16 protein-coding genes are annotated in these 19,139 nt (G+C 71.5%); 7 read left to right on the forward strand and 9 right to left on the reverse strand.

Features of this window, described 5'->3' with window-relative positions:
* The first annotated feature begins 31 nt into the window (after positions 1-31).
* Positions 32-808, forward strand: coding sequence for a MerR family transcriptional regulator (locus tag ACWD38_RS17720; RefSeq protein ID WP_221315762.1), 777 nt, complete (start codon positions 32-34; stop codon positions 806-808).
* A gap of 9 nt (positions 809-817) precedes the next feature.
* Here the strand turns inward: ACWD38_RS17720 and ACWD38_RS17725 are convergent, their stop codons facing one another.
* The 4 genes from ACWD38_RS17725 to ACWD38_RS17740 are packed head-to-tail and all read right to left on the reverse strand — an operon-like array spanning position 818 to position 6,270.
* Positions 818-1,756, reverse strand: a complete 939-nt coding sequence (locus tag ACWD38_RS17725; protein ID WP_450124465.1) for an iron-siderophore ABC transporter substrate-binding protein — start codon at positions 1,754-1,756, stop codon at positions 818-820.
* A complete protein-coding gene (locus ACWD38_RS17730) occupies positions 1,753-2,769 on the reverse strand; it encodes an acyl-CoA dehydrogenase family protein (RefSeq protein ID WP_184478557.1) in 1,017 nt (338 codons plus the stop codon). The genes ACWD38_RS17725 and ACWD38_RS17730 overlap by 4 nt, the downstream gene beginning before the upstream one ends.
* 40 nt (positions 2,770-2,809) lie before the next feature.
* Positions 2,810-4,252 carry an ABC transporter substrate-binding protein gene (locus ACWD38_RS17735; RefSeq protein ID WP_184478559.1) on the reverse strand — a complete coding sequence of 481 codons (1,443 nt, stop codon included), beginning with the start codon at positions 4,250-4,252 and terminating at the stop codon, positions 2,810-2,812.
* A 20-nt stretch (positions 4,253-4,272) separates the two neighbouring features.
* Positions 4,273-6,270: an AAA family ATPase gene (locus ACWD38_RS17740; RefSeq protein WP_450124466.1), complete on the reverse strand. Its 1,998-nt coding sequence runs from the start codon at positions 6,268-6,270 to the stop codon at positions 4,273-4,275.
* A 430-nt stretch (positions 6,271-6,700) separates the two neighbouring features.
* On the opposite strand from ACWD38_RS17740, the gene ACWD38_RS17745 reads away from it, so the two are divergent.
* Positions 6,701-7,570, forward strand: a complete 870-nt coding sequence (locus ACWD38_RS17745; protein WP_450124467.1) for an aldolase/citrate lyase family protein — start codon at positions 6,701-6,703, stop codon at positions 7,568-7,570.
* 651 nt (positions 7,571-8,221) lie between these two features.
* On the opposite strand, the gene ACWD38_RS17750 is transcribed toward ACWD38_RS17745, so the two are convergent.
* From ACWD38_RS17750 to ACWD38_RS17760, 3 genes are all read right to left on the reverse strand, one after another.
* Positions 8,222-9,436, reverse strand: a complete 1,215-nt coding sequence (locus ACWD38_RS17750) for a cytochrome P450 (protein ID WP_184478565.1) — start codon at positions 9,434-9,436, stop codon at positions 8,222-8,224.
* Positions 9,433-9,978: a helix-turn-helix transcriptional regulator gene (locus ACWD38_RS17755; protein ID WP_184478568.1), complete on the reverse strand. Its 546-nt coding sequence runs from the start codon at positions 9,976-9,978 to the stop codon at positions 9,433-9,435. The genes ACWD38_RS17750 and ACWD38_RS17755 overlap by 4 nt, the downstream gene beginning before the upstream one ends.
* 155 nt (positions 9,979-10,133) lie before the next feature.
* On the reverse strand, positions 10,134-10,760 hold the full coding sequence (locus ACWD38_RS17760) for a DNA alkylation repair protein (protein WP_450124468.1): 627 nt from the start codon (positions 10,758-10,760) through the stop codon (positions 10,134-10,136).
* A 1,289-nt stretch (positions 10,761-12,049) separates the two neighbouring features.
* Between ACWD38_RS17760 and ACWD38_RS17765 the strand changes: the two genes are divergently transcribed.
* From ACWD38_RS17765 to ACWD38_RS17785, 5 genes are all read left to right on the forward strand, one after another.
* The gene (locus ACWD38_RS17765; protein ID WP_450124469.1) at positions 12,050-12,889 is read left to right on the forward strand and encodes a helix-turn-helix domain-containing protein; all 840 of its coding nucleotides are present in this window, start codon (positions 12,050-12,052) and stop codon (positions 12,887-12,889) included.
* A complete protein-coding gene (locus ACWD38_RS17770) occupies positions 12,886-13,062 on the forward strand; it encodes a DUF397 domain-containing protein (protein WP_450124470.1) in 177 nt (58 codons plus the stop codon). Before ACWD38_RS17765 ends, ACWD38_RS17770 begins: the two co-directional genes overlap by 4 nt.
* Before the next feature lie 31 nt (positions 13,063-13,093).
* On the forward strand, positions 13,094-13,732 hold the full coding sequence (locus tag ACWD38_RS17775) for a Type 1 glutamine amidotransferase-like domain-containing protein (RefSeq protein WP_450124471.1): 639 nt from the start codon (positions 13,094-13,096) through the stop codon (positions 13,730-13,732).
* Between the two features lie 153 nt (positions 13,733-13,885).
* Positions 13,886-14,791, forward strand: coding sequence for an NADP-dependent oxidoreductase (locus ACWD38_RS17780; protein WP_184478576.1), 906 nt, complete (start codon positions 13,886-13,888; stop codon positions 14,789-14,791).
* A gap of 107 nt (positions 14,792-14,898) precedes the next feature.
* Entirely contained in the window at positions 14,899-17,490 is a 2,592-nt protein-coding gene (locus ACWD38_RS17785; protein ID WP_450124472.1) for an ATP-binding protein, read from the forward strand.
* 1 nt (position 17,491) lies between these two features.
* On the opposite strand, the gene ACWD38_RS17790 is transcribed toward ACWD38_RS17785, so the two are convergent.
* A complete protein-coding gene (locus ACWD38_RS17790) occupies positions 17,492-17,908 on the reverse strand; it encodes a Dabb family protein (RefSeq protein WP_450124473.1) in 417 nt (138 codons plus the stop codon).
* Positions 17,905-19,068, reverse strand: a complete 1,164-nt coding sequence (locus ACWD38_RS17795; RefSeq protein ID WP_450124474.1) for an MFS transporter — start codon at positions 19,066-19,068, stop codon at positions 17,905-17,907. The genes ACWD38_RS17790 and ACWD38_RS17795 overlap by 4 nt, the downstream gene beginning before the upstream one ends.
* Positions 19,069-19,139 lie beyond the last annotated feature (71 nt).

A 19,139-nucleotide genomic window follows, 5' to 3' on the forward strand; every position in this document is an offset into this window, starting at 1 on the left:
CTTGACCGTGACCTGGGGGCACGGTTTTTCATTGCCGGAGGAACTCGACGGCTCGGTCCCGAGCCCGAAGCACGAGGGGGAACCGGTGGGGTGGAGCACGCGCCAGGTGGCGGAGCTCGCCGGCACGACGCTGAAGACGGTCCGGCACTACCACAAGATCGGGCTGCTGAACGAGCCCGAGCGAGCGGCGAACGGGTACAAGCAGTACGGGGTCACGCACCTCATCCGGCTCTTGCGGATCCGCAGGCTCGTCGACCTGGGGGTGCCGCTGTCCGACATCGCGGCGGTGGAGGAAGCGGGGGAGAACGCGGAGCAGACGCTGCGCGCGCTCGACGCGGAGCTCGCCGCCAGCATCGACCGCCAGCAGCGGATGCGGCAGGAGCTCGCCGTGCTCCTCGAACACCGGACCTCCGGCGAAGTGCCGACGGGTTTCGACGCGTTCGCCCGCGAGATGAGCGACGCCGACCGGTCCTTCCTGCTGATCTGCGCCCAGATCCTCGGGCCGGCGGAGATGGCGGCGTTGCAAGAGCTGCACGCGGCTCCGCGCACCCCGGTCGACGAGGAGTTCGACGCGCTGCCCGCGGACGCGAGCGACGAGGCTCGCCAGCAGCTCGCGGAACGCTTCGCGCCGGAGGTCATCCAGCAGCTCGCTGACCACCCGTCGTTGCAGAACCCGGTGGCGAGGGTGAAGGGCGGCGAGGCGCTGGCGTCATCGGCCGTGGGGCGCGGACTGGTCGAGCTCTACAACCCGGCCCAGGTCGACGTGCTGATCCGCCTGCACGCGCTCATCGAGGACCACCGGGGCTGACCGGGTGCTCTAACCCCGGTGCGTCGCCGCCTCGCCGAGGGCGGGCAGCACGTGCTCGATCAGGTAGGGCAGCGCGAGCACGCCCGGTTCGCGCAGCGCGAACCAGTCGGCGCCGTCGACCGGCAGGTAGCCGCCGTCGCGGACGGCGCGCAGGGTGCCGAACACAGGAGCGGATTCGAGCGCCGGTCGCAGCGCCGGGCTCGGGTAGGCGGTGATGAGCACGTCGGTGTCCACCTGCGCCAGGTTCTCGGCGCTGACCTGCGCGGAGAAACCCTCGCCCGGCAGGTTCGCCGCCGCGGGCGACAGGCGCAGGCCGAACTCGGTGAGCGTGCGGACCGTGACGTCCCGCGCCGAGCGGATCACGCCGAGACCACCGGGACCGTGCGCGAGGGTGACCGCGAACTCGGCGCCCGCCAGCTGCGGATGAGCCGCGCGGACCCGGTGCTCGGTCTCGGCGACGAGCCGATCGGCCGCGGCGGACTCGCCCAGCGCCCGGCCCACTTGGCGGGTCGTGACCTGCCACGGCTCCTCGTCGGGCGCGTTCTCGAACGCGGTGGTCGGCGCGAGCGCGGACAGCGCCGGGTACTCGCGGTCGATGTAGTAGTCGCTGCCCGCGAGGATCAGGTCCGGGTGCAGTTCGGCGATGGCCTCGGTGGAGTAGCCGCCGTCGGTGGGCCGCAACGTCACCGGATGCCAGTCGGGGCGCCGCTGCCACGGCGGGACCTCCTCCGACAGCGGCAGCCCGACCCCGACGGGCCGCACTCCCAAGGCGAGCGCGGCATCGACGTCGGCCGGCCCCAGCGCGACGACGCGCGCCGGATGCGGCGGTGCGAAAGCGGTCCCCAGCCGATGCGGCACCGCCGTCCCCACCCCCTCCGGCGGAGCAGGCACCGCGGAACACCCGGCGACCAGCCCCAGCAGCACGACGAGCAAAGCCGTCCTCTTCACCGCGCACCTCCGGCGAGCAGTTCGAGCAACTCGTCCTTGATCGCCGGTCGAGAGGCCGCGACCAGGGTGAACGTCGCCTCGCGCACCAACCGCTGCCCGTGGGCACCGGCGAGCAGCGCGGAACTACCGGCCGCCGTCACGAGCGCCCCGGCCGCGCGCAGCGCGAGATCGGCCGCGGCGGCACGGGCCGGGGCGATGTCCGCGCCCGCCGCGAACGCCGCGTTGAGCTCCTCGCGCGCGTCGTCGCGCCACGCCTCCAGCCGCTCGGCGACGCGGGGCCGTCCCGCTTCGGCGATGAGGCGTGCGCAGCGGCCGGTCAACCCGAGCGGGAGCGAGCCGTTGAGCCAGGAACCGCGTGCCTGCGCGGACAGCACGTCGGCGTGCGGGAGCACGCCGAGCACCCGCTCGGCGGGAAGGAAGAAGTCCTCGAACCACAGCCGCACCGTGGAAGTCGCCTGCGCCGCGACGAGTTCGAGCGGTTCGACGCGGATCCCGGTGTCCGGTCGGGCATCGACGAGCCCGTTGACGACGAGGTCGTCTTGGCGCGCCGACAGCTGCAGCACGTCCACCAGCCCCCACCCGCTGACGAACGGTGCCTCACCGTCGAGCCGGTAGCCGCCGTCGACGGGCGTCGCGTGCAGCCGCGGCGGCTGCGGGACCGCTCCCGCGAACGACACGCCCCCGCGCACCGCTCCCCGCACGACGTCCGCGAAATAGCGTTCTCGCAGCTCGGCGCGATCGGTGGTGGCGATCCCGTGCACCACCCCGTGGTGCTGCGCCCACACGAACGCCGTCGTCAGGCAGCCCCCGGCGAGCGCCTCGAAGACCCGCGCGGAGTCGACGAGGCCCAGGCCGGGACCACCGTGCTCCGGTGGCGCGGTGAGCCCGTAGAAGCCCTCCTGCGCCAGCAGGTCGAAATGGCTGCGCGGCACCTCGCCTGCGGCGTCGACCGCGGATGCGGCGGGGAACAGCACCTCGTCGGCCAGGGCCTGCGCACGCTCAATGGTGACCACGCCGCGAGGCTACCTCCGGCAGATCGCGACGGAGGTCGTTTCAGTCATCGAGCCCACCGAGGTCCAACACCTCCACGTGCCCCGTCTTGTCGCGCCGCAGCACCGGGATGTCGCCAATCCGGTCGCCGGAGTCGCCGTCCAGCATGAAACGTCCGCTGGCTCCGGACACCAGGTTCGTCGGATGGTTGAGCAGGAACAGGTTGTCGTGCACTCCGCCGGGGGTGGGCACGGTACGAACGCCGCTCACCGAGTTCTTCGCGGCCGTGACGGCCGCGTAGGTGGCGTCGTGGCCCATCACGGTCCAATTGGACTCGCGGACGTTTCCGCCGAACCGCCTCTCCATCTCGCCGGTGAAGCGCAAGTACAGATCGCGGTGGAGATTGCGCTGGTCGCGGAGCGCGGTGGGGTCGGACACCGATGCGTAGAGAACTGCGGCCGATGCGTTCTCGTTCTTCGGCAGATCGGTCGATTCGGACCCGGTCACGACGGTGATCGGCCGGTCGCGTATGCAGCCGCGATTGCTGATCTGTTCCATGAACTTGGGAAGCAGGTTGCTGCGACCCGCGTACAGCACCGTGCGCGGAGCGTCCGCGCTGCACAACCGGGAGGCGATGGTCCCGAACTGCGTGTCGAGTCCGAATGCGTCCGATCCACCGCCGTAGGGAGCGGACATGCTCCCGGTTCTCGTCACGATCTCGGAGAACGTGTCTTCGAAGTTCTTTTGCAGGTCCGCGGTGTAGTAGTCGTTGCGGCTCTCGTCGTGGACGAGGATCGCCGTGGCGGCCGGATCGCCGAGGTGTTCGGCGACGGCTTCCAGTTCTTGGTGCAGACTCGGGGAAACGCGGGTGAGTCCTTTGATGGGCGGGCCGCTCTCCTCGGACGTGCTGTTGAACCTGTCGGCGCTGAGATAACCGACCATGGGGATGCCCGCCGCGGACAACTTGCGGGCGCCTTTCTCCGTTTCGGGAGAGCTGAGACCGAGTCCGGTGACGGCGACCAGGTTCTCCGGCTCGTCGACCATCTTGAGCAGCTCATCGGTGACCTGTTCGGAAGCGTGCTCGTCGCGTCCTTCGTTGGCGAGTGCCAAGCGGAACTTCAAGCCGGGTCCACCGGCGTTCGCCGACAGCTGGGCAATGTAGGCGCCCCGCAGGTAGTCGTTGATCTGCTCGATGGACAAGCTGGCGCCGGGTTCGGCGGTCATCGGCATCAGCACCGCCACGGTGACGACTTCGGGTTCCTGAGCGACGCGCTCGTTCTCCTGCCGGATCTTGTCCTCGACATCGGCCAGTTCAGAGGAGAACGGGAACGAGCCGTCGGTCACTCCGACGCACTCACCCTCGTCGCCCGCGTGCCACACGCCGGTGTCGCACCGCTGCACGAGCCCGACGACCACGACGACGCCGAGTGCGAGGGCGAGTACGGTCCCGAGCGCCAGCGAGACTCGTAAGAGCCATCGGGGGCGGGGTGGCGTTTCGAAGCTCACGCTGTTCCTTTCGTCCGGCGTCAATCGGTCAGTTCGGACCACCTGCGGTACTTCTCGGATTCGGCGCGCAGCGTCGCCAGACCGCTGTCGGCGAACGGCGCGATCTCGTCGAAGCAGGCGGCGATCTCCAGGTAGAGCGAGTGGCGCCTGCCGTCGCCCAGCGGGTCGGCGGCGATCCACAGCGCCGCCACCAGCCGAGCGACCGGGGCGAACGGGGCGCTGCCCGGTTTCGTCCAGTTCGCCAGCGAACGCACCAGGTCCAGCTGGGATTCGTCGTGATCGAGTCGATTGGGTGCCGCGGTGATTCGGGCGAGGATGTCCAGCCAGGTGGCCGGATCTGTGCTGTTCAGCAGGCTCGAGAGCCGGAGCGCCACGGACTCGAGTTCGCCCGCGGCGAGCGCGTGGTGGAACTCGCCCACTTCGTCGTCTTGCCTGACGCGATCATGGCTCAACCACGTGTGCACTTCCATCCAGTCGGCAGCGGTGTCCTCCGGGGCGCGGGCCGCGAGCTCCTGCAGCAGCAACCTGCGCAGCACCGGGGGCAGCACGTTGTTCACGCCGTCGTCGCCGGTCACCCACAGCTCCGGCGCGAACACCGACCGGCCGCCGCGCGCATTGACCAGCCCGCTGCTCGCCACGAGCCGTTCAGCTTCGTCCTGGGTTCGGGCGGCGGAGCAGGTGATGAGGTCGTTGAGGACCTCCTTGGGAATGCCCGCGAGGAGGGGCGCGGCGGGCCCGTACGCGGCGACGGCCGGATCCTGTTGCGCGGCGGCGATTTCCGGCGGGTGGAGCAGGTCGCGCAGGTCGATCGGATCGGTGCTGCGCACTTGGATCTCGTCCAGCACGTGGCGGGTCGCGCCCGGATGTCCGTGCGTGAAGCGGAAAACGGTTTCGCTGACGCGCCGCTTCTGGTTGCCCGCGTAGCGGCCGAGTTCGTCGACCATGTTGGCGATCTCGTCGAGCACGAGGTCGCGCAGCCGGATCGGGTACCACGGTTTGTGGCCCTGCTCGGCATAATCCGCGTAGTACGGCTCGTCGCGGGTCAGGTCGAACGCGTCGAGTTCGCGCATGGGCGCGGATTCGCCGGATGCGATCACCGCTCCGGAGCGCTTCCCGCGGCTCGTGGCCACCACCGTCAGCGGGTCGGCTCCGTCCGGGACGTGCGCGGCGTGCTGCCTGCGGGCCTGGACCAGCCCGTCCAGCAGCATCTTGGCGGCGGGCGAGTCGACGTTGTCCAGCAGCACCAAGCAGTTCAGCGGGCGCCGGGCGCCGCGGTTGCCGTGGTCGAAGTTCTCGCGCAGGTCGGCGAGGAACGCCGCCCACAGCAGTTCGCCCGCTTCGCTCGCGCTGTCGGCGCTGCCGGGTTCCCGCGCCCACCGGTTCAGCTCGACGAGCACGTCCAGGGAATTCCGGGCCAGGCCGCGATCCTGGTGCGCGAACCAGTCCTGGCCTTCGGTGAGCACCACTCTGCGGCCGCGCCGCCAGGACATGAGTCCGCGCCGGAGCAGGTCGGGGACGTGATGTCCGGCCGCGGTCCGATCCGTGCTCGGGTCCGGCGCCAACTCGGCCAGGAAGTTCAGCAGCTTGTCACTGCTGCGGTGCTCGGCGAGCGCGTGTTCCGCTTGCAGCCGCGCGAGGGCCGGATCGGTGTCGAGGTCCTGCTCGGCGACGATCTGCCCGGTGATGAAGCGGGGGAAGGCGATCCGGTCGTGCCCGGAGCCGTTCCGATTCAGCTCGTAGACGATCGCTGCGAGCGTGTCCCGGATCGAACCGAGCTCGTCGCAGTCGATGCGCGCATAAGGAACCTGCTGGTCGAGGCGTTGCTGGAGGGCGGCGAGGAAGGCGGTCTTGCCGCTGCCCCGCGGGCCGGTGAACAGCAGCACCGGTAGCGGCCTGCTCTGGGCGCGTCCGTCGTGGCGGGGGCGGTCGGCGAATTCCCGCACCAGGCGCATCGCGGGTTCCCGGCCGAAGAGGTATCCCTCTGCATCCGGTCTTTCCTCGGTAGCGCGCAGTGTCACGAAAAGTCCCCCGACTCATTCAGTTGAACCGCATTCCCCGTTGGCAGGCGACCCAACGTAGTCACACGTCAGCGAAGCGTCAACGAAATCCCGCCGAATTGCGGTATCGGCGAACCCGGTCGGGCGCCACCGGGAGATCAATCCGAGGACCGTCCATTGTGCTTGATCGACAGATCGCCGGTCCGGGCCGTGGAAGGAGGAAAACGCTGATCAACCACGGTTGCCGCGCAGGTCCTGCATCAGGTTCGAGGCACCCCCGCGTCCGCATTCGCCGTCGCTGGAAAGGGGAGCGCCGGTGCGGGAGAACCGTCCACGAAAGCACCACGATGCTCGACGCATCCCCGGAGCGGATGAATCGAACCGGTCGTCGAATGGCAGTCGATCCGGTCGGCTCGTACCGTCGGATTCGGCCGATCTGGGGGGAGCGGACATGATCGAAGGCGATGTGGAAACCGCCGTGCGCGCCGCGCGCAGCTGGATGTACACGCCCGGCACGAAACCGGAACTCGTCGACTCGGCCGCGCGCAACGGGGCCGACGCGGTGATCCTCGACCTCGACGAGTCGGTGCGGCCCGAGGACGAGGCGATCGCCCGCGGCATGGTCATCGACCACGTGACCACCGCGCGGCGCGAAGACCTGGTGACCGCGGTGCGGATCAACTCGGCGTCGACGGCCGCCGGGCTGGCAGACCTCACCGCGCTGATCTCCGCGAGCGTCGCGCCGGACGTGCTGGTGCTGCCGAAGATGGAGTCGGCGGGCGCGCTCGGCGTCATCGAGAACCTGCTGTTCGAAGCGAGCAGCAGGACGATGCTGGTCCCGCTGATCGAAACGGCGCGCGGACTCCGGGAGCTGCCGCGCATCCTCGCTTCGCAGCACCGGGTGGTGGCCGTGCTGGTCGGTGCCGCGGGCTTGGTCACGAGCCTCGGCGTGGCCGGGGACTGGGAGTCGCTGCGGTCCGTGCGCGGCTCCATCGTGCTCGCCGCCGACGCCGTGGACGTCGTCGCCATCGACGCGCCGTTCTTCGACTCCGGCGACCCGATCGGCTTGGCGGCGGAGACCCGCAGCGCCGCGAAGCTGGGCTTCTCGGCGAAGGCGGCGATCCACCCCGAGCAGGCCCGCGCGATCAACACCGCGTTCGCGCCGACGGAGGACCAGCTCACCTGGGCGCACCAGGTCATGTCGCTCTACGCCGCCGGGGGAGGGGAGCTGGCGGGCGAGGTGGTCGACGACGCGCTCGCCCACCGCGCCCGCCGCTACCTCCGCCGGAACCTGTCCGTCGACACCCTCAGCCCCGCGTAGGCCCCAGCGACTTCGACGCCCCCGAACGCACGAACGCACCGCCCTCCCTCGGAGGTCCGTGCAGGATGATCATTTGATCTTTGTCCTGCCAGCGGCGGAGCCGCTGAGGTTCCGCAGAGCGACCAGTTACCCGCGCGTCCCCGGCGTGCGCGATCGTGCCGTCGTCCGCCCGCGCCTCGTGTCCGGTGATCATGAGCGACCGTTGCGGGCCAGGACGGCGTGCTCGTACCCGAGCTGGTCGCCGAAGTACCGCGGGCCGATCTCCCCGCGCTCCACCGCTCGCTCCCTCCGCTCGCCCCGGCGGACGAGGCACGCCCACCAGTACCGCCGCGAATTCTCCGACCCCTGAACGACGACACCCGACGGACCGAAGTGAACGGACCGTTCGTCCAAGGGGATTGGACGAACGGTCCGTTCACTCGCTGATGCTTCGAGCGGGGGACCGCGTGCGCGCACCGCCAAGGCTTTGTGCGGATGGTTCGGATCGGGTGAGCGGACCGTTCGTCCAACGGGATTGGACGAACGGTCCGTTCACTCGAGGATGTTCGAACCGCCAGGCCGGTGACGGGTGGCCGGGATCGGGTGAACGGACCGTGTGCCCAACGGGATTGGACGAACGGTCCGTTCACTCGGTTCCGGTGGCCGAGGGGGTCACCAGGTGACGGGGAGGGACTTCACGCCGCCGGTGACGCGGTCGGAGCGGACGTCGAGGTCGTCGACGTCGACGGCCAGGCGCAGGTTCGGGTAGCGCTGGAACAGCTCGGTGAACACGACGCGGAGTTCGGTGCGGGCGAGGCTCGCGCCGATGCAGAAGTGCGCGCCGTGCCCGAAGGACAGGTGCACGTTCGGCTTGCGTTCCGGGTCGAACTCGGTCGGGTCGGTGAACGCGCCGGTGTCGCGGTTCGCCGCGCCCGTCGGGATGATCACCGCGTCGCCGGACGGGATGGTCTGCTCGCCGAAGGTGACGTCCTCGTGCGCGTAGCGCAGCAGCCCGAGCCCGCCGGGGTCGGCCAGCCGCAGGATCTCCTCGACCGTCTGCTGCGCGAGCCCTTCGGGGTCGGCGACGAAGGCGTCGCGCCGGTCCTGCTCGGTCAGCAGCATCAGCACGCCGAGGTCGATGCGGGTCACGGTCGTCTCGTGCCCGGCGAACAGCAGCCCGGAGGCGAGCCTGGTCATCTCGTCGTCGTCGAAGTCGGGGTCGTCGCGCTGCGCCTGGACGAGGTCGGTGACGACGTCCTCACCGGGGGAGCGGCGCTTCACCTCGGCGAGCCGGCCCATGTACGCGGCGAACTCGGCGCGCGCGGCGAGCGCGTCCCCGCCGGTGCCCATCCGGCTGATGCGGTCGGAGAGCTGGTGGAAGTACTCGCGGTCCTCGAACGGCACGCCGAGCAGTTCGCAGATCACCAGCACCGGCAACGGGAACGACAGGTGCTCGTGCAGGTCGACGACACCGTTCGGATCGGCCTCGTGAGCGGCTTCCAGCGAGGCGAGGCAGCCGGCGACGAGTTCGCGGACGTGCTCGGTGAGCAGCCGCATCCGCTTCGCGGAGAACGCCGGGGTGAGCAGCTTGCGCAGCCGGGTGTGCGCGGCCTTCTCGGTGTCGTAGCTGCCGGACGGCCCGTCGAGGATGCCCGCGTCGGACACTCGGGCGGCCTGCTCGGGGGCCGGGTGCGAGCGGCCGAAGCGCGGGTCGCCGAACACCGTGCGCGCCACCTCGAAGGAGGTGATCAGCCAGGCCGGGTCCCCGGCGGGCGTGCGCACCCGCGCGATCGGCGCCTGCTTGCGCAGCACGTCGTAGAGCGGAGCGGTCTCCAGCACGTTGGGCCGGTCGAACGGCAGTTGCGGCAGCTGTTCGGTGGTGGTCATCGGCGCTCCTTCTCCTGTGGTGGTGCGGAAATCGGTGGTGCGCCGGTGGCGCGGGCGTGGATGCCTGCGAGCCAGTCGAGCTCGGCGTGCACTCGGCGGGCGGCTTCGCGCAGCGCTTCCTGCCCCCATCCTTCGGAGCTGCCGCGTTCGAGCGCGATGAGCCGGTCGCGGCGTTGTTCGAGGGCGTGGCGGCGGGCGTCGAGCACGACCGCGCGCTCGTCGACGGTCAGCCAGTCGAAGTGGGCGAGCCGCGCCAGGAACTCCGGTTCGTCACCGGCGAGTTCGGCGGGCAGGTCGGCGAGCATGTCGTGCAGCAGTTCCCGGCCGACCTCGGTGATCGTGTAGACGTTGCGCGGCGGCCTGCCCTCCTGCGGTTCCGGGTTGCGCAGCACCGCCCCGGCCTCGGAGAACCGCCGCAGCGCCGGGTAGAGCGAGTTGTTCGACAGCGCGTAGCCGGTGCCCTCCTCCACGCGCTTGCGCAACTCGTAGCCGTGCGAGGACTGCTTCGCGAGGTTCGCCAGCAGCAGCACATCGATCCACACCTATGTCACGATAACCTAGGTCAGCGTGACCGTCGATGATGTGACGGGGACGACGGGCGGGCGAGGGTCGACCGCGGCGGTCGTACCTGGTGAGAGGCCGCGGGTGGCGCGAACGGGGGCGCGAGCAGCTCAGCGTTCGCGGCGGCGCGCGTTCGTCACCCGTCGGCGCGGCGGCGGACCATCTCGGTGATCCAGATCGGCGCGTAGGGCGAGGTGCAGTTCGGCGGCGTGGGGTAGTCCTTGAGGACTCCGAGCCGTTCGCCGATGCCGATCGCGCGGGCGCGGTGCTCGGGGTGGTGGATGCCGATGGCGGCGAGGCATTCGTTCATGGCCCACTGCAAGCGTTCCGGCGCCTCCTGCATGCGCTGCTCGATGAGGTCGAGGAGCTCGTCCAGGTCGAGCCCGGCGGGGGCCTTCGCCACTCGATCGCCGGTCAGCGCCCACCCGGCGCTCGCGACGACCGGGTCGGGGTCGGCGAACCAGGCGGCGCGGAGTTCGTCGGCGTGCGGGTTCTTCTTCACGACGTTGCTCAGCAGCCAGCCGTGCACCTTGGGCGTGCGGGCGTCGCGGAGCATCGCGTCGAGTTCGGCCGCGCCGTAGGACTTGGGGCGGCTGATCAGGATCGCGACGAGCCGGGCGGCTGTGTCGCCGGTCCTCCAGAGCTCGCCCGCGAGGTCGTGCTGCACCTTGAGGCGCTTGGCCACCGCGCGCAGCTTGGTGAGGTTGACGGCGTGGTCGTCCCCGTGGCGTTCGTTCACCGCGCGGGTCTTCGGGTCTTCCAAGGCCGCGAGTTCCGGCCAGGACGTCCTCGACGCTGGTGTTCGATTCGGAACCGGTCGCCACGACGCTCTCCTCTGCTCTCCTGCCCGTGCCCACCCCAGCGTACGTGCGGATTCGCGGGTCCCCGGCCGCCGTGATGGGGAGCGGTCCGGGTCGGTGGTGCTGAGTTCGGCGGTTCCGGACCGCGTGGCCGGTGGATGAGCCATTCGACGGCACCGTTCGGTGAGTCCGTCAGCGTGACCCGCGTGGGAGCCCGGCCGGGGTTGTCGGGGTGCACCCGGCCGGGCTCCGCAACGGCGGCCGGGCGGGCGGGGAGGAGCCGCACCCGGCCTGACCTCGCCACCGGCGAGGTCCCGGCCCGCGCCGGGCCGGGGGTGCGGGGCGGCGGGCCGAGTTCGTCGAGCCGTCGCGCGGAGAACTCGCGCGGGCTCAGGGAAGTTCTTTGGTATTGCGGGGAATTCCTATTCGCTGGTCTAGAATTCTGTGTCCAGGCGGGATTCCCGTGGTGCGCTGTTCCTAGCGGCGTGCAGTGCGGAGTTGCACGAGTCGCAGGACGGCGCCCGGACCCATTCCTCCTCGGTGATCTCCTCGGCCAGCGAAACCTCCACCCCGCACATGGAAGTGGCTTTCGGGCGGCCGTTCCACCGTGGACCGCGGAAAGCGTGCCGAACCCCGTCCCCGGCCGGGCGCCAGAAGTGCCGCCCGCTCACGCCGCCCACCGGAACCTCCGGCACGACGACCGGTGCTGCGGCCGAACGCAGGCCGTTGCGAGGAGAGCAGCGCACCCGCCGCACACCTCCCGATCCGCCTCACCGTCCGGAAAACCCGCGCGCCGCAGGTGGACCGGGCCGTAGACGTAGGTTCCGCACAACGCGGCCAACGCCCCGCCGCCGGCCCGCCGCACCGCGTGCCAGCGCGTGTCCACCGGTCCGCGCGAGGCCGCCCACACCGAGACCGTCGCCGTGATGGCGTGATCTTCTCGGGGGCGACGACTTCCGAAGTGGAATTCTCTCATTGCGATTTCACCGCCGTACCGGGAATTTCCAGCTGTGGCGTTCTGGGGGTTCATCGGAATGCTCCTTCGGGTTCTCGTTCCGGCACTCGGCTTCCGGGGCTGTCGGGGTGGAGTGGCATCATCATCGGAGAGGCGGTCAGCGCGTTGCTGATGTTCGAAAACGATGCACCGGCAGGGGATTCGCCGACAACGGCGTGCTCTTAACCGCATCGGGTGATCAGGTAGGTGCACTCGCGGCCATTGATGATGGCGCGGGTACGACGACACGGAGCGCGGATGGCGAGAACTCCGAAGAATCACGCCTTGGGGAAGGCGCTGCGGCAGGCGCGCGAAGAGCACGGGCTGACGTTGCGCGCGTTCGCGAAGCGGCTGGAACGAGATCCGGGAGTGCTCTCGCGGTGGGAGACCGGTGACCGCACTCCTCGGCCCGAGCAGGTGGCCCAAGCGCTGACCTCGCTCGGGATCAACGGCGAGCGGTACGAGGAGGTGGTGGCGCTCGCGCACGGTGCCGACGACCCGAACTGGGTCGCGACGACACTTCCCGCGCAACGGCAGCAGCTGGAAGCGCTGATCGACTTGGAGCGGCGAGCGACGAAGATCATCGAGGTATCGCCGCTGATGATTCCAGGGCTGCTGCAAACGAGTGACTACATCGGCGCGGTGATGAAAGGGGGTGGCGTACCTGAATCCGAGCTCGCTGCGCGAACTTCCCGCCGGATCAGTCGCAGGGAATCGGTGATCGGGCACCAGCCCGCAGAGCTCGTCGCGTTCATCGGCGAGGCAGCCTTGCACCAGGTGATCGGCGATCGGTCCGTCCTGCGTGCGCAGCTGCGTTTCCTGGATCAGGTCGCGGCTAAGCCGAACATCGAGCTCCGCGTCGTTCCGCTCGCCAGCGGATGGCATCCAGGGCTGGAAGGTCTCTTTCTCCTCATCCGGTCCGAGCTGGGAGAGGTCGTCCATTTGGAGAATCGCAAGTCTGGGCTCTTCCTGCACGAGCAGGCGGATGTGAAGATCTACCGAGAAGCCGTCGGCATGGTCGAGAGCGTGTCGAGGAACGCGCAAAAGTCTCGATCCATCATCGCCGACCTCGCCAGGAGGATGGAGGAGCGCCGATGAGCGCGGAACGTACCTGGATCAAGTCGAGCCGCAGTCAGAACACGGCGACGTGCGTCGAGGTGACGACGACGTTCGACGAGATCCGCGACTCGAAGGACCCGAACGGCCCCACCCTCGAAGCCGCCGTCGCACCGCTGGTGCGCGCGATCAAGGCCGGTCGCTTCGGGAGCTAGCGCGCGCTCGGGATTTCTGCGGGAGGTGCTGATGAAGTTGGTGCTGAGCTCGTGGTTCCTGCCTCCGGGCATCCGCCCGGTAGCGCTGCCCGGCACCTCCCACCCCGTCCGCGCGGGGATCGTCTTGAACGCGCTCGATGCGGACGGAGTCGCGCGTTCCCGCGTGCACGACCGCGAAAGGCGCACGTTCGAGGAGTTCGGGTACTCGTGCGACGAGCTCGACCTCCGCGACCACTTCGCCGGGTGCGAGGAACTGCCGCGGCGCTTGGCCGGACTCGACCTCGTCTGGGTCGTGGGCGGCAACGCTTTCGTCCTGGCCCGCGCCATGACGCAGGCAGGATTCCGCGACGCCCTCGCCGCGCAGTTCCCCCGGCGCGAGTTCACCTACGGCGGTTACTCGGCGGGTGCTTGCGTCGCCGGACCGGACCTCCGGGGCATCGACCTCATGGACGACCCGGCGGTCCTGCCTGACGGGTACTCGTCGACCGCCGCGCCCGAGTGCCTCGGCCTGGTGCCCTATCGGATCGTCCCGCACTGGCGCTCCGGCCACCCCGAATCGGACAGCGCGGAGAACGCCGCCGCTCACCTGGCCGAGCACGGATCGGCGCACCGATGCCTCCGGGACGGGGAGGCGGTCAACGTCCACGACATCACCGGCCCGGCCGCCTGACTTCCCGGCTCCCGGCGAGCGGTGAACCGCTGGTCACAGCGCACCGCTGATTCCCGGCTTACCGTGATCTTGGGCGACGCGTGGGAGCGCCGCCGCTGATCTCGGACGGAGAGCGGCGCGCGCCGGTGGGCCGCGCCGGAGAGGCGAGGCGTCATGCGTGCGGTCAGGTACCACGAGTACGGCGGCGTGGAGGAATTGGTGGTCGAGCAGGCGCCCGAACCGCATCCGGGAGCCGGTGAAATCCGCATCCGCGTCGCGGCGGCCGGCGTCAACCCGGTCGACTGGAAGGTGCGTTCCGGCGCTGCCCGCGACTTCCTGACCGTCGAGCTGCCCGCGATCCCGGGGCGCGACGCCGCCGGAGTGGTCGACGAGATCGGCACCGGCGTGTCGGGCGTGAACGTCGGTGACCGCGTGTTCGGGCTCGGTGGCGTCACCGGTGCGTCGGCGGAATCGGCCGTGCTGTCCGCTTGGGCCGCCGCCCCCGACACCTGGGACGACGCGCAGGCCGCGAGCGCGGGCCTGGCGTCGGTGACCGCGATCGGCGGGCTGAACCCGCTCGGCCCGCTCGAAGGGCGGACGCTGCTCGTGGAAGGCGGGGCCGGTGGGGTGGGCAGCGCGGCGATCGAGATCGCGATCGCCCGCGGCGCGACCGTGATCGCCACGGCCGGCGAACGCAACCACGCCTACCTAGCGTCGCTCGGCGCGGTCCCCACGACGTACGGTCCCGGCCTCGCCGAGCGCGTCGGAGCCCTCGCGCCGGGCGGTGTCGACGCCGCGCTGGACACCGCGGCCTCCGGTTCGCTCGCCGACCTCGTCGCGATCGTGGGAGACCCCGCGCGCGTCTCCACGGTCGCCGACCAGGCCGGTGCGGCGCGCCTGGGCGCGCACCAGGCCAACGCGGAGAACAACCCCGCGTACCTGGCGGAGGCGGCGGAGCTCGGCGCGCAAGGCCGCTACACGCCCCAGGTGGAGCGGACCTTCTCGCTCGACGAACTCGCCGAGGCGCACTCGTACGTCGAGCGCGGGCACACCCGGGGCAAAGTAGCGATCCTGTTGTGATCCGGCCTCGCACGCTCGCCGTCGCACTCGGCCTGCGCGGTGCTCCGGTCGACGAGAACGCCGGTCGGGAAAAGAGATCGTTCCCGCCGCGCCGGTAATCTCGCCGCATGCGCACGGATTCGCCGCTCGTCGGACGCGATGAGGAGCTCCGCCTGCTCGGGCGGCTGACGTCGGCCGCGGCCGACGGGCGCGGCGGTGCGCTGGTGCTGCGCGGGGAGCCGGGCATCGGCAAGAGCGCGCTGCTCGACCACGTCCGCCGGGCGAGCGGCTTCCTGGTCGTCGCGGCCTCCGGGGTCGAGTTCGAATCGGAGCTGCCCTTCGCCGGGCTGCACCAGCTGTGCCTGCCGCTGCTCGGTCGGGCCGCCGAGACGCCGGAGGCGCTGCGCGACGCGTTCGGTTCGACGGGCGCCCCGGACGTGTTCCGGGTCGGGCTGGCGGTGCTGGAGCTGATCGACGTGGCCGCGCGGGAACGGCCGGTGCTGTGCGTGATCGACGACGCCCACTGGCTGGACCACGCCTCGGCGAAGGTGCTGGCGTTCGTCGCGCGGCGGATCGCCGAGGAACCGGTGGCGATGGTGTTCGCGGCGCGGGACGGGTTCGACGAACTCCCCGGGCTGGAGCTCGGCGGCCTGCCCGAAACGCAGGCGCGCCGGTTGTTGCGCGCCACGCTCGACGAGCAGGTGCGGGACCGCATCCTCGCCGAGGCGCGCGGGAACCCGTTGGCACTGCTGGAGTTGCCGGAGGAGAGCGGCGAGCCGCCGGTGGCGTCGTCGGTGCCGCACCGGATCGAGCGGTCCTTCCGCGCCAGGTTCGCGGAACTGCCCGCGACCGCTCGGACGCTGCTGGTCGTCGCCGCGGCCGAACCGGCCGGAGATCCCGCGCTGGTCTGGGCCGCCGCAGGCGAACTCGGCATCGACGGTGCGACGGCCGCGACGGCGGAGGCATCCGGTCTGGCCGAGTTCGGCACGCGGATCCGGTTCTGCCACCCGCTCGCTCGATCCGCCGTCTTGCGCGCCGCCGACGCCGAACAGCGCCACGCCGCGCACCGGTCGCTCGCCGCCGCCACCGACCCGGTCGCCGATCCGGACCGCCGCGCGTGGCACCGCGGCCAGTCCGGCACCGGGCCCGACGAGGAGGTGGCGGCGGAACTGGAATCGGCCGCCTCCCGCGCCGGCGCGCGCGGCGGTGTCGCGGCGGCCGCCGCCGTCCTGGAACGCGCGGCGGCGCTGTCGCTGGACCCGGTGCACCGCACCGATCGCACGTTCGCGGCCGCGCGGGCGCGGCTCGCGGCGGGAGGGGTCGACGCGGCGACAGACCTGCTCGCGACCGTGGACACCGGCGGGCTCGACGAGCGGCGGCGAGCCGAAGCGGACCTGCTGCGCGGCCGGATCGCGTTCGCCTCGGGCGGCGACGGACCCGCGTTCATGCTCCGCGCCGCCCTGCGACTGTCCGAAGTGGACCCGGCGCTGTCGCGGGAGCACCACCTGGACGCGCTGGAGATGGCGCTGGTCGTCGGCCGGGCCTCCGGGGTGCTCGACGCGGTGCTGAACGGCGCCGCGCCCGCACCGGGACCGCCCGACGTCCTCGACGCGTTGGTGGCGCTGGAGACGCGCGGCCACCTGGCGGCAGGCCCCTTGCTGCGCGCCGCCGTCGCCGACGACACCGCGATCGCCGCCCGCCCCGCGCTGGCCGCCATGCTCGCGGCCGAGCTCTGGGACCTGGACGCGCACGCCGACGTCACCGGCCGGATCGTGCGGTCCGGCCGCGCCTCCGGATCGCCGATGGTGGTGCGGCTCGGCCTCGCCCAGACCGCGTCCGGTGCCGTGCTCGCCGGTGACTTCGCCACCGCCGCGTCGGCGATCGCTGAGGAAGAGGCCATCGCCGACGCCGCAGGGGAAGCGCCGCTGCGATATCCGCGTCTGCACCTGGCCGCGATGCGCGGGGACCACGAGGAACTGGCGAGGCTCGGCACCGAGGGGGACGGCGGCGGACAGCTCGCCGCCAACCTGCACTGGGCCACCGCGCTGCTGCACAACGGCCGCGCCGACTACCGGGCGGCGCTGCCCGCCGCCGAGGAGGCGACGGCGCCCGGTGACCTGTTCCTCGCCGGGGTCGCGCTGCCCGAACTGGTCGAAGCCGCCTCCCGGTGCGGCGCGCGCGCCGCCGCCGAAACCGCGGCCGGCGCGCTCGCCGAACGCACCCGGGCCGGTGGCTCGCCGTGGGGCCTCGGCGTGGCCGCCTGCGCCCGCGCGCTGATCAGCGACGACGAGGACGACTACCGGGAAGCCCTCGACCACCTCGACGCCTCCCCGGCGGCCCCGTACCGGGCGAGAACCCGGCTGCTGTACGGGGAATCGCTGCGCAGGCGCCACCGCGGGCTCGACGCCCGCGAACATCTCCGCGCCGCGCACCGGGAACTCACCGACCTCGGGATGACCGCGTTCGCCGACCGCGCGGCCGTCGAGCTGCGCGCGGCCGGAGGACGGATCACCGAACGCCCCGCACCCGCCGCCGACGAGCTCACGTTCCAGGAACGGCACATCGCGCGGCACGTGGCCACGGGCGCGACGACGAAGGAGGTCGCGGAACGGCTGTTCCTCAGCCCACGCACGGTCGACGCCCACCTGCGCAACATCTTCCGCAAGCTCGGCGTCACCTCCCGCCGCCGGTTGCGCGACCTGCCCGACTTCACGCCCTGACCTACCCGCCGTGCGGACCGGGGGCGGCGCTGCCGCGGTATTCGCCGAGGCCGGAGACGAGCGCGGCGATGTCCGGCATGCCCTCGTACCGCCGCCGGTGCAGCTGCGCGATCTTCCCGGCGAGCCCGGGATCCGGGTCGTCGGTGATGTCGAACGACGCGAACCGGTCCACCAGCGGCAATCCGACGCGATCGGTGTTGAGGTGCGCCGGGTGCACCAGGTACTCCTGGTAGCCGTCCAGATCCGCCAGCACGAAGACGGCGCCGAAGTCGTAGTCGCCGCCGTGGTCCGGGCCGACGACGAAGGCCCGCACGGCCGGAATCGCCCGGCCTTGTTCGCGCAGGCTCTCCAGCGCCTCCTCGACCCGCTCCGGTGCCGCGTCGGCCCTGAAGGTGAACCGGTTTCCGTGGTAGATCATCGTGTTTCCCTCTCGTTTCGGTGCCACGTCGTTGCGGTGAGAGCGGCCACGGCCAGCGCCGCGCCGGTCCAGGTGAAGGCGCCGGAGATCCCGGCCACCTCGATGAGCGGTTGCGCCGCCAGCGGCGACAGGAACTGGCCGAGGAAGATCCCGGTGACGAGCCCGCTGAGCACCCGCCCGCGCCTGGCGGGCGTCGCCAGTTCCGCGAGCCGCAGGTTCAGGTCGGGCACCACGAGCCCGACTCCGACGCCGCCGACGAGCAGGCCGAACACGATCGGCACGGCGGAACCGGCCGTGCCGATCACCACCCAGCCCAGCCCGAGCAGAGCGATGCTGCCCGCCGTGAGCACTCGCGGGGCCAGCCCGGCGCGCAACGCCGGGAACGCGAGCGCGCCCACGGCGCCGGTCAGCGTGCTGCACGCGACGACGGCACCCGTGACCGCCGGGCCGAGGTGGAACCCGGCCAGCAGGAACGGCAGCTGCGTCGGCGCCATGTAGAACACGAGCGTCGCCACCAGCGCCAACAGGTAGATCCCGCCGATGCGCCGGCCGTTCCGCTCCCGCCCGGCGGCGGGAGGGGCCGAGCTGCGCCGGGTCCCCTCGATCGTCCGCCACGCCAACGGCAGCACCAGCGCACCGGCGGCGTAGAGCCAGAACGGCAGTCGCCATTCCACCGCCGACAGCACCCCGGCCAGCGGCAGGAAGACGACGCCGCCGAGGCTCGCGGCGGCCTGTTGCCTCCCGAGGAACGCGGCGCGCCGCCGCCCGTCGAACCAGTCGGTGATCAGCGCGCTGATCGCGGTCATGAGGCCGCCGACCGCGACCCCGAGCAGCATCCGCGTCACCAACAGCAGTCCCAAACCCGTCGCGAAATAGCCCGCCGTGCCCGCCACCGCGTACAACGCCAGCGCACCGACCAGCAGCGGACGGCGGCCGAGCCGGTCGGCGACCGCGCCGGACAGCGGCGCGCTGATCGCGATCGCCAGCGACGTGATCGTCAACGCCAGCCGCACCAGCACGTCGGCGCCCGCGAAGGCGCCGGCCATCGCGGGCAGGCTCGGTGCGATCAGCGCCGCCGACATGATCGTCAACCCGGCGGCGCCCAGCACCGTCACCTGCGCCGCCCGCGTCGGCGTCCCCCGAACCGTCGTTGTGCTCACGACGTCGACCCTGGCAGCGGCACCGTAGGAAGCGCGTCGGCGAAAACCACCTACGTGGAACGCGGCGGGCG

The organism is Saccharopolyspora sp. NPDC002578 (assembly GCF_053592695.1).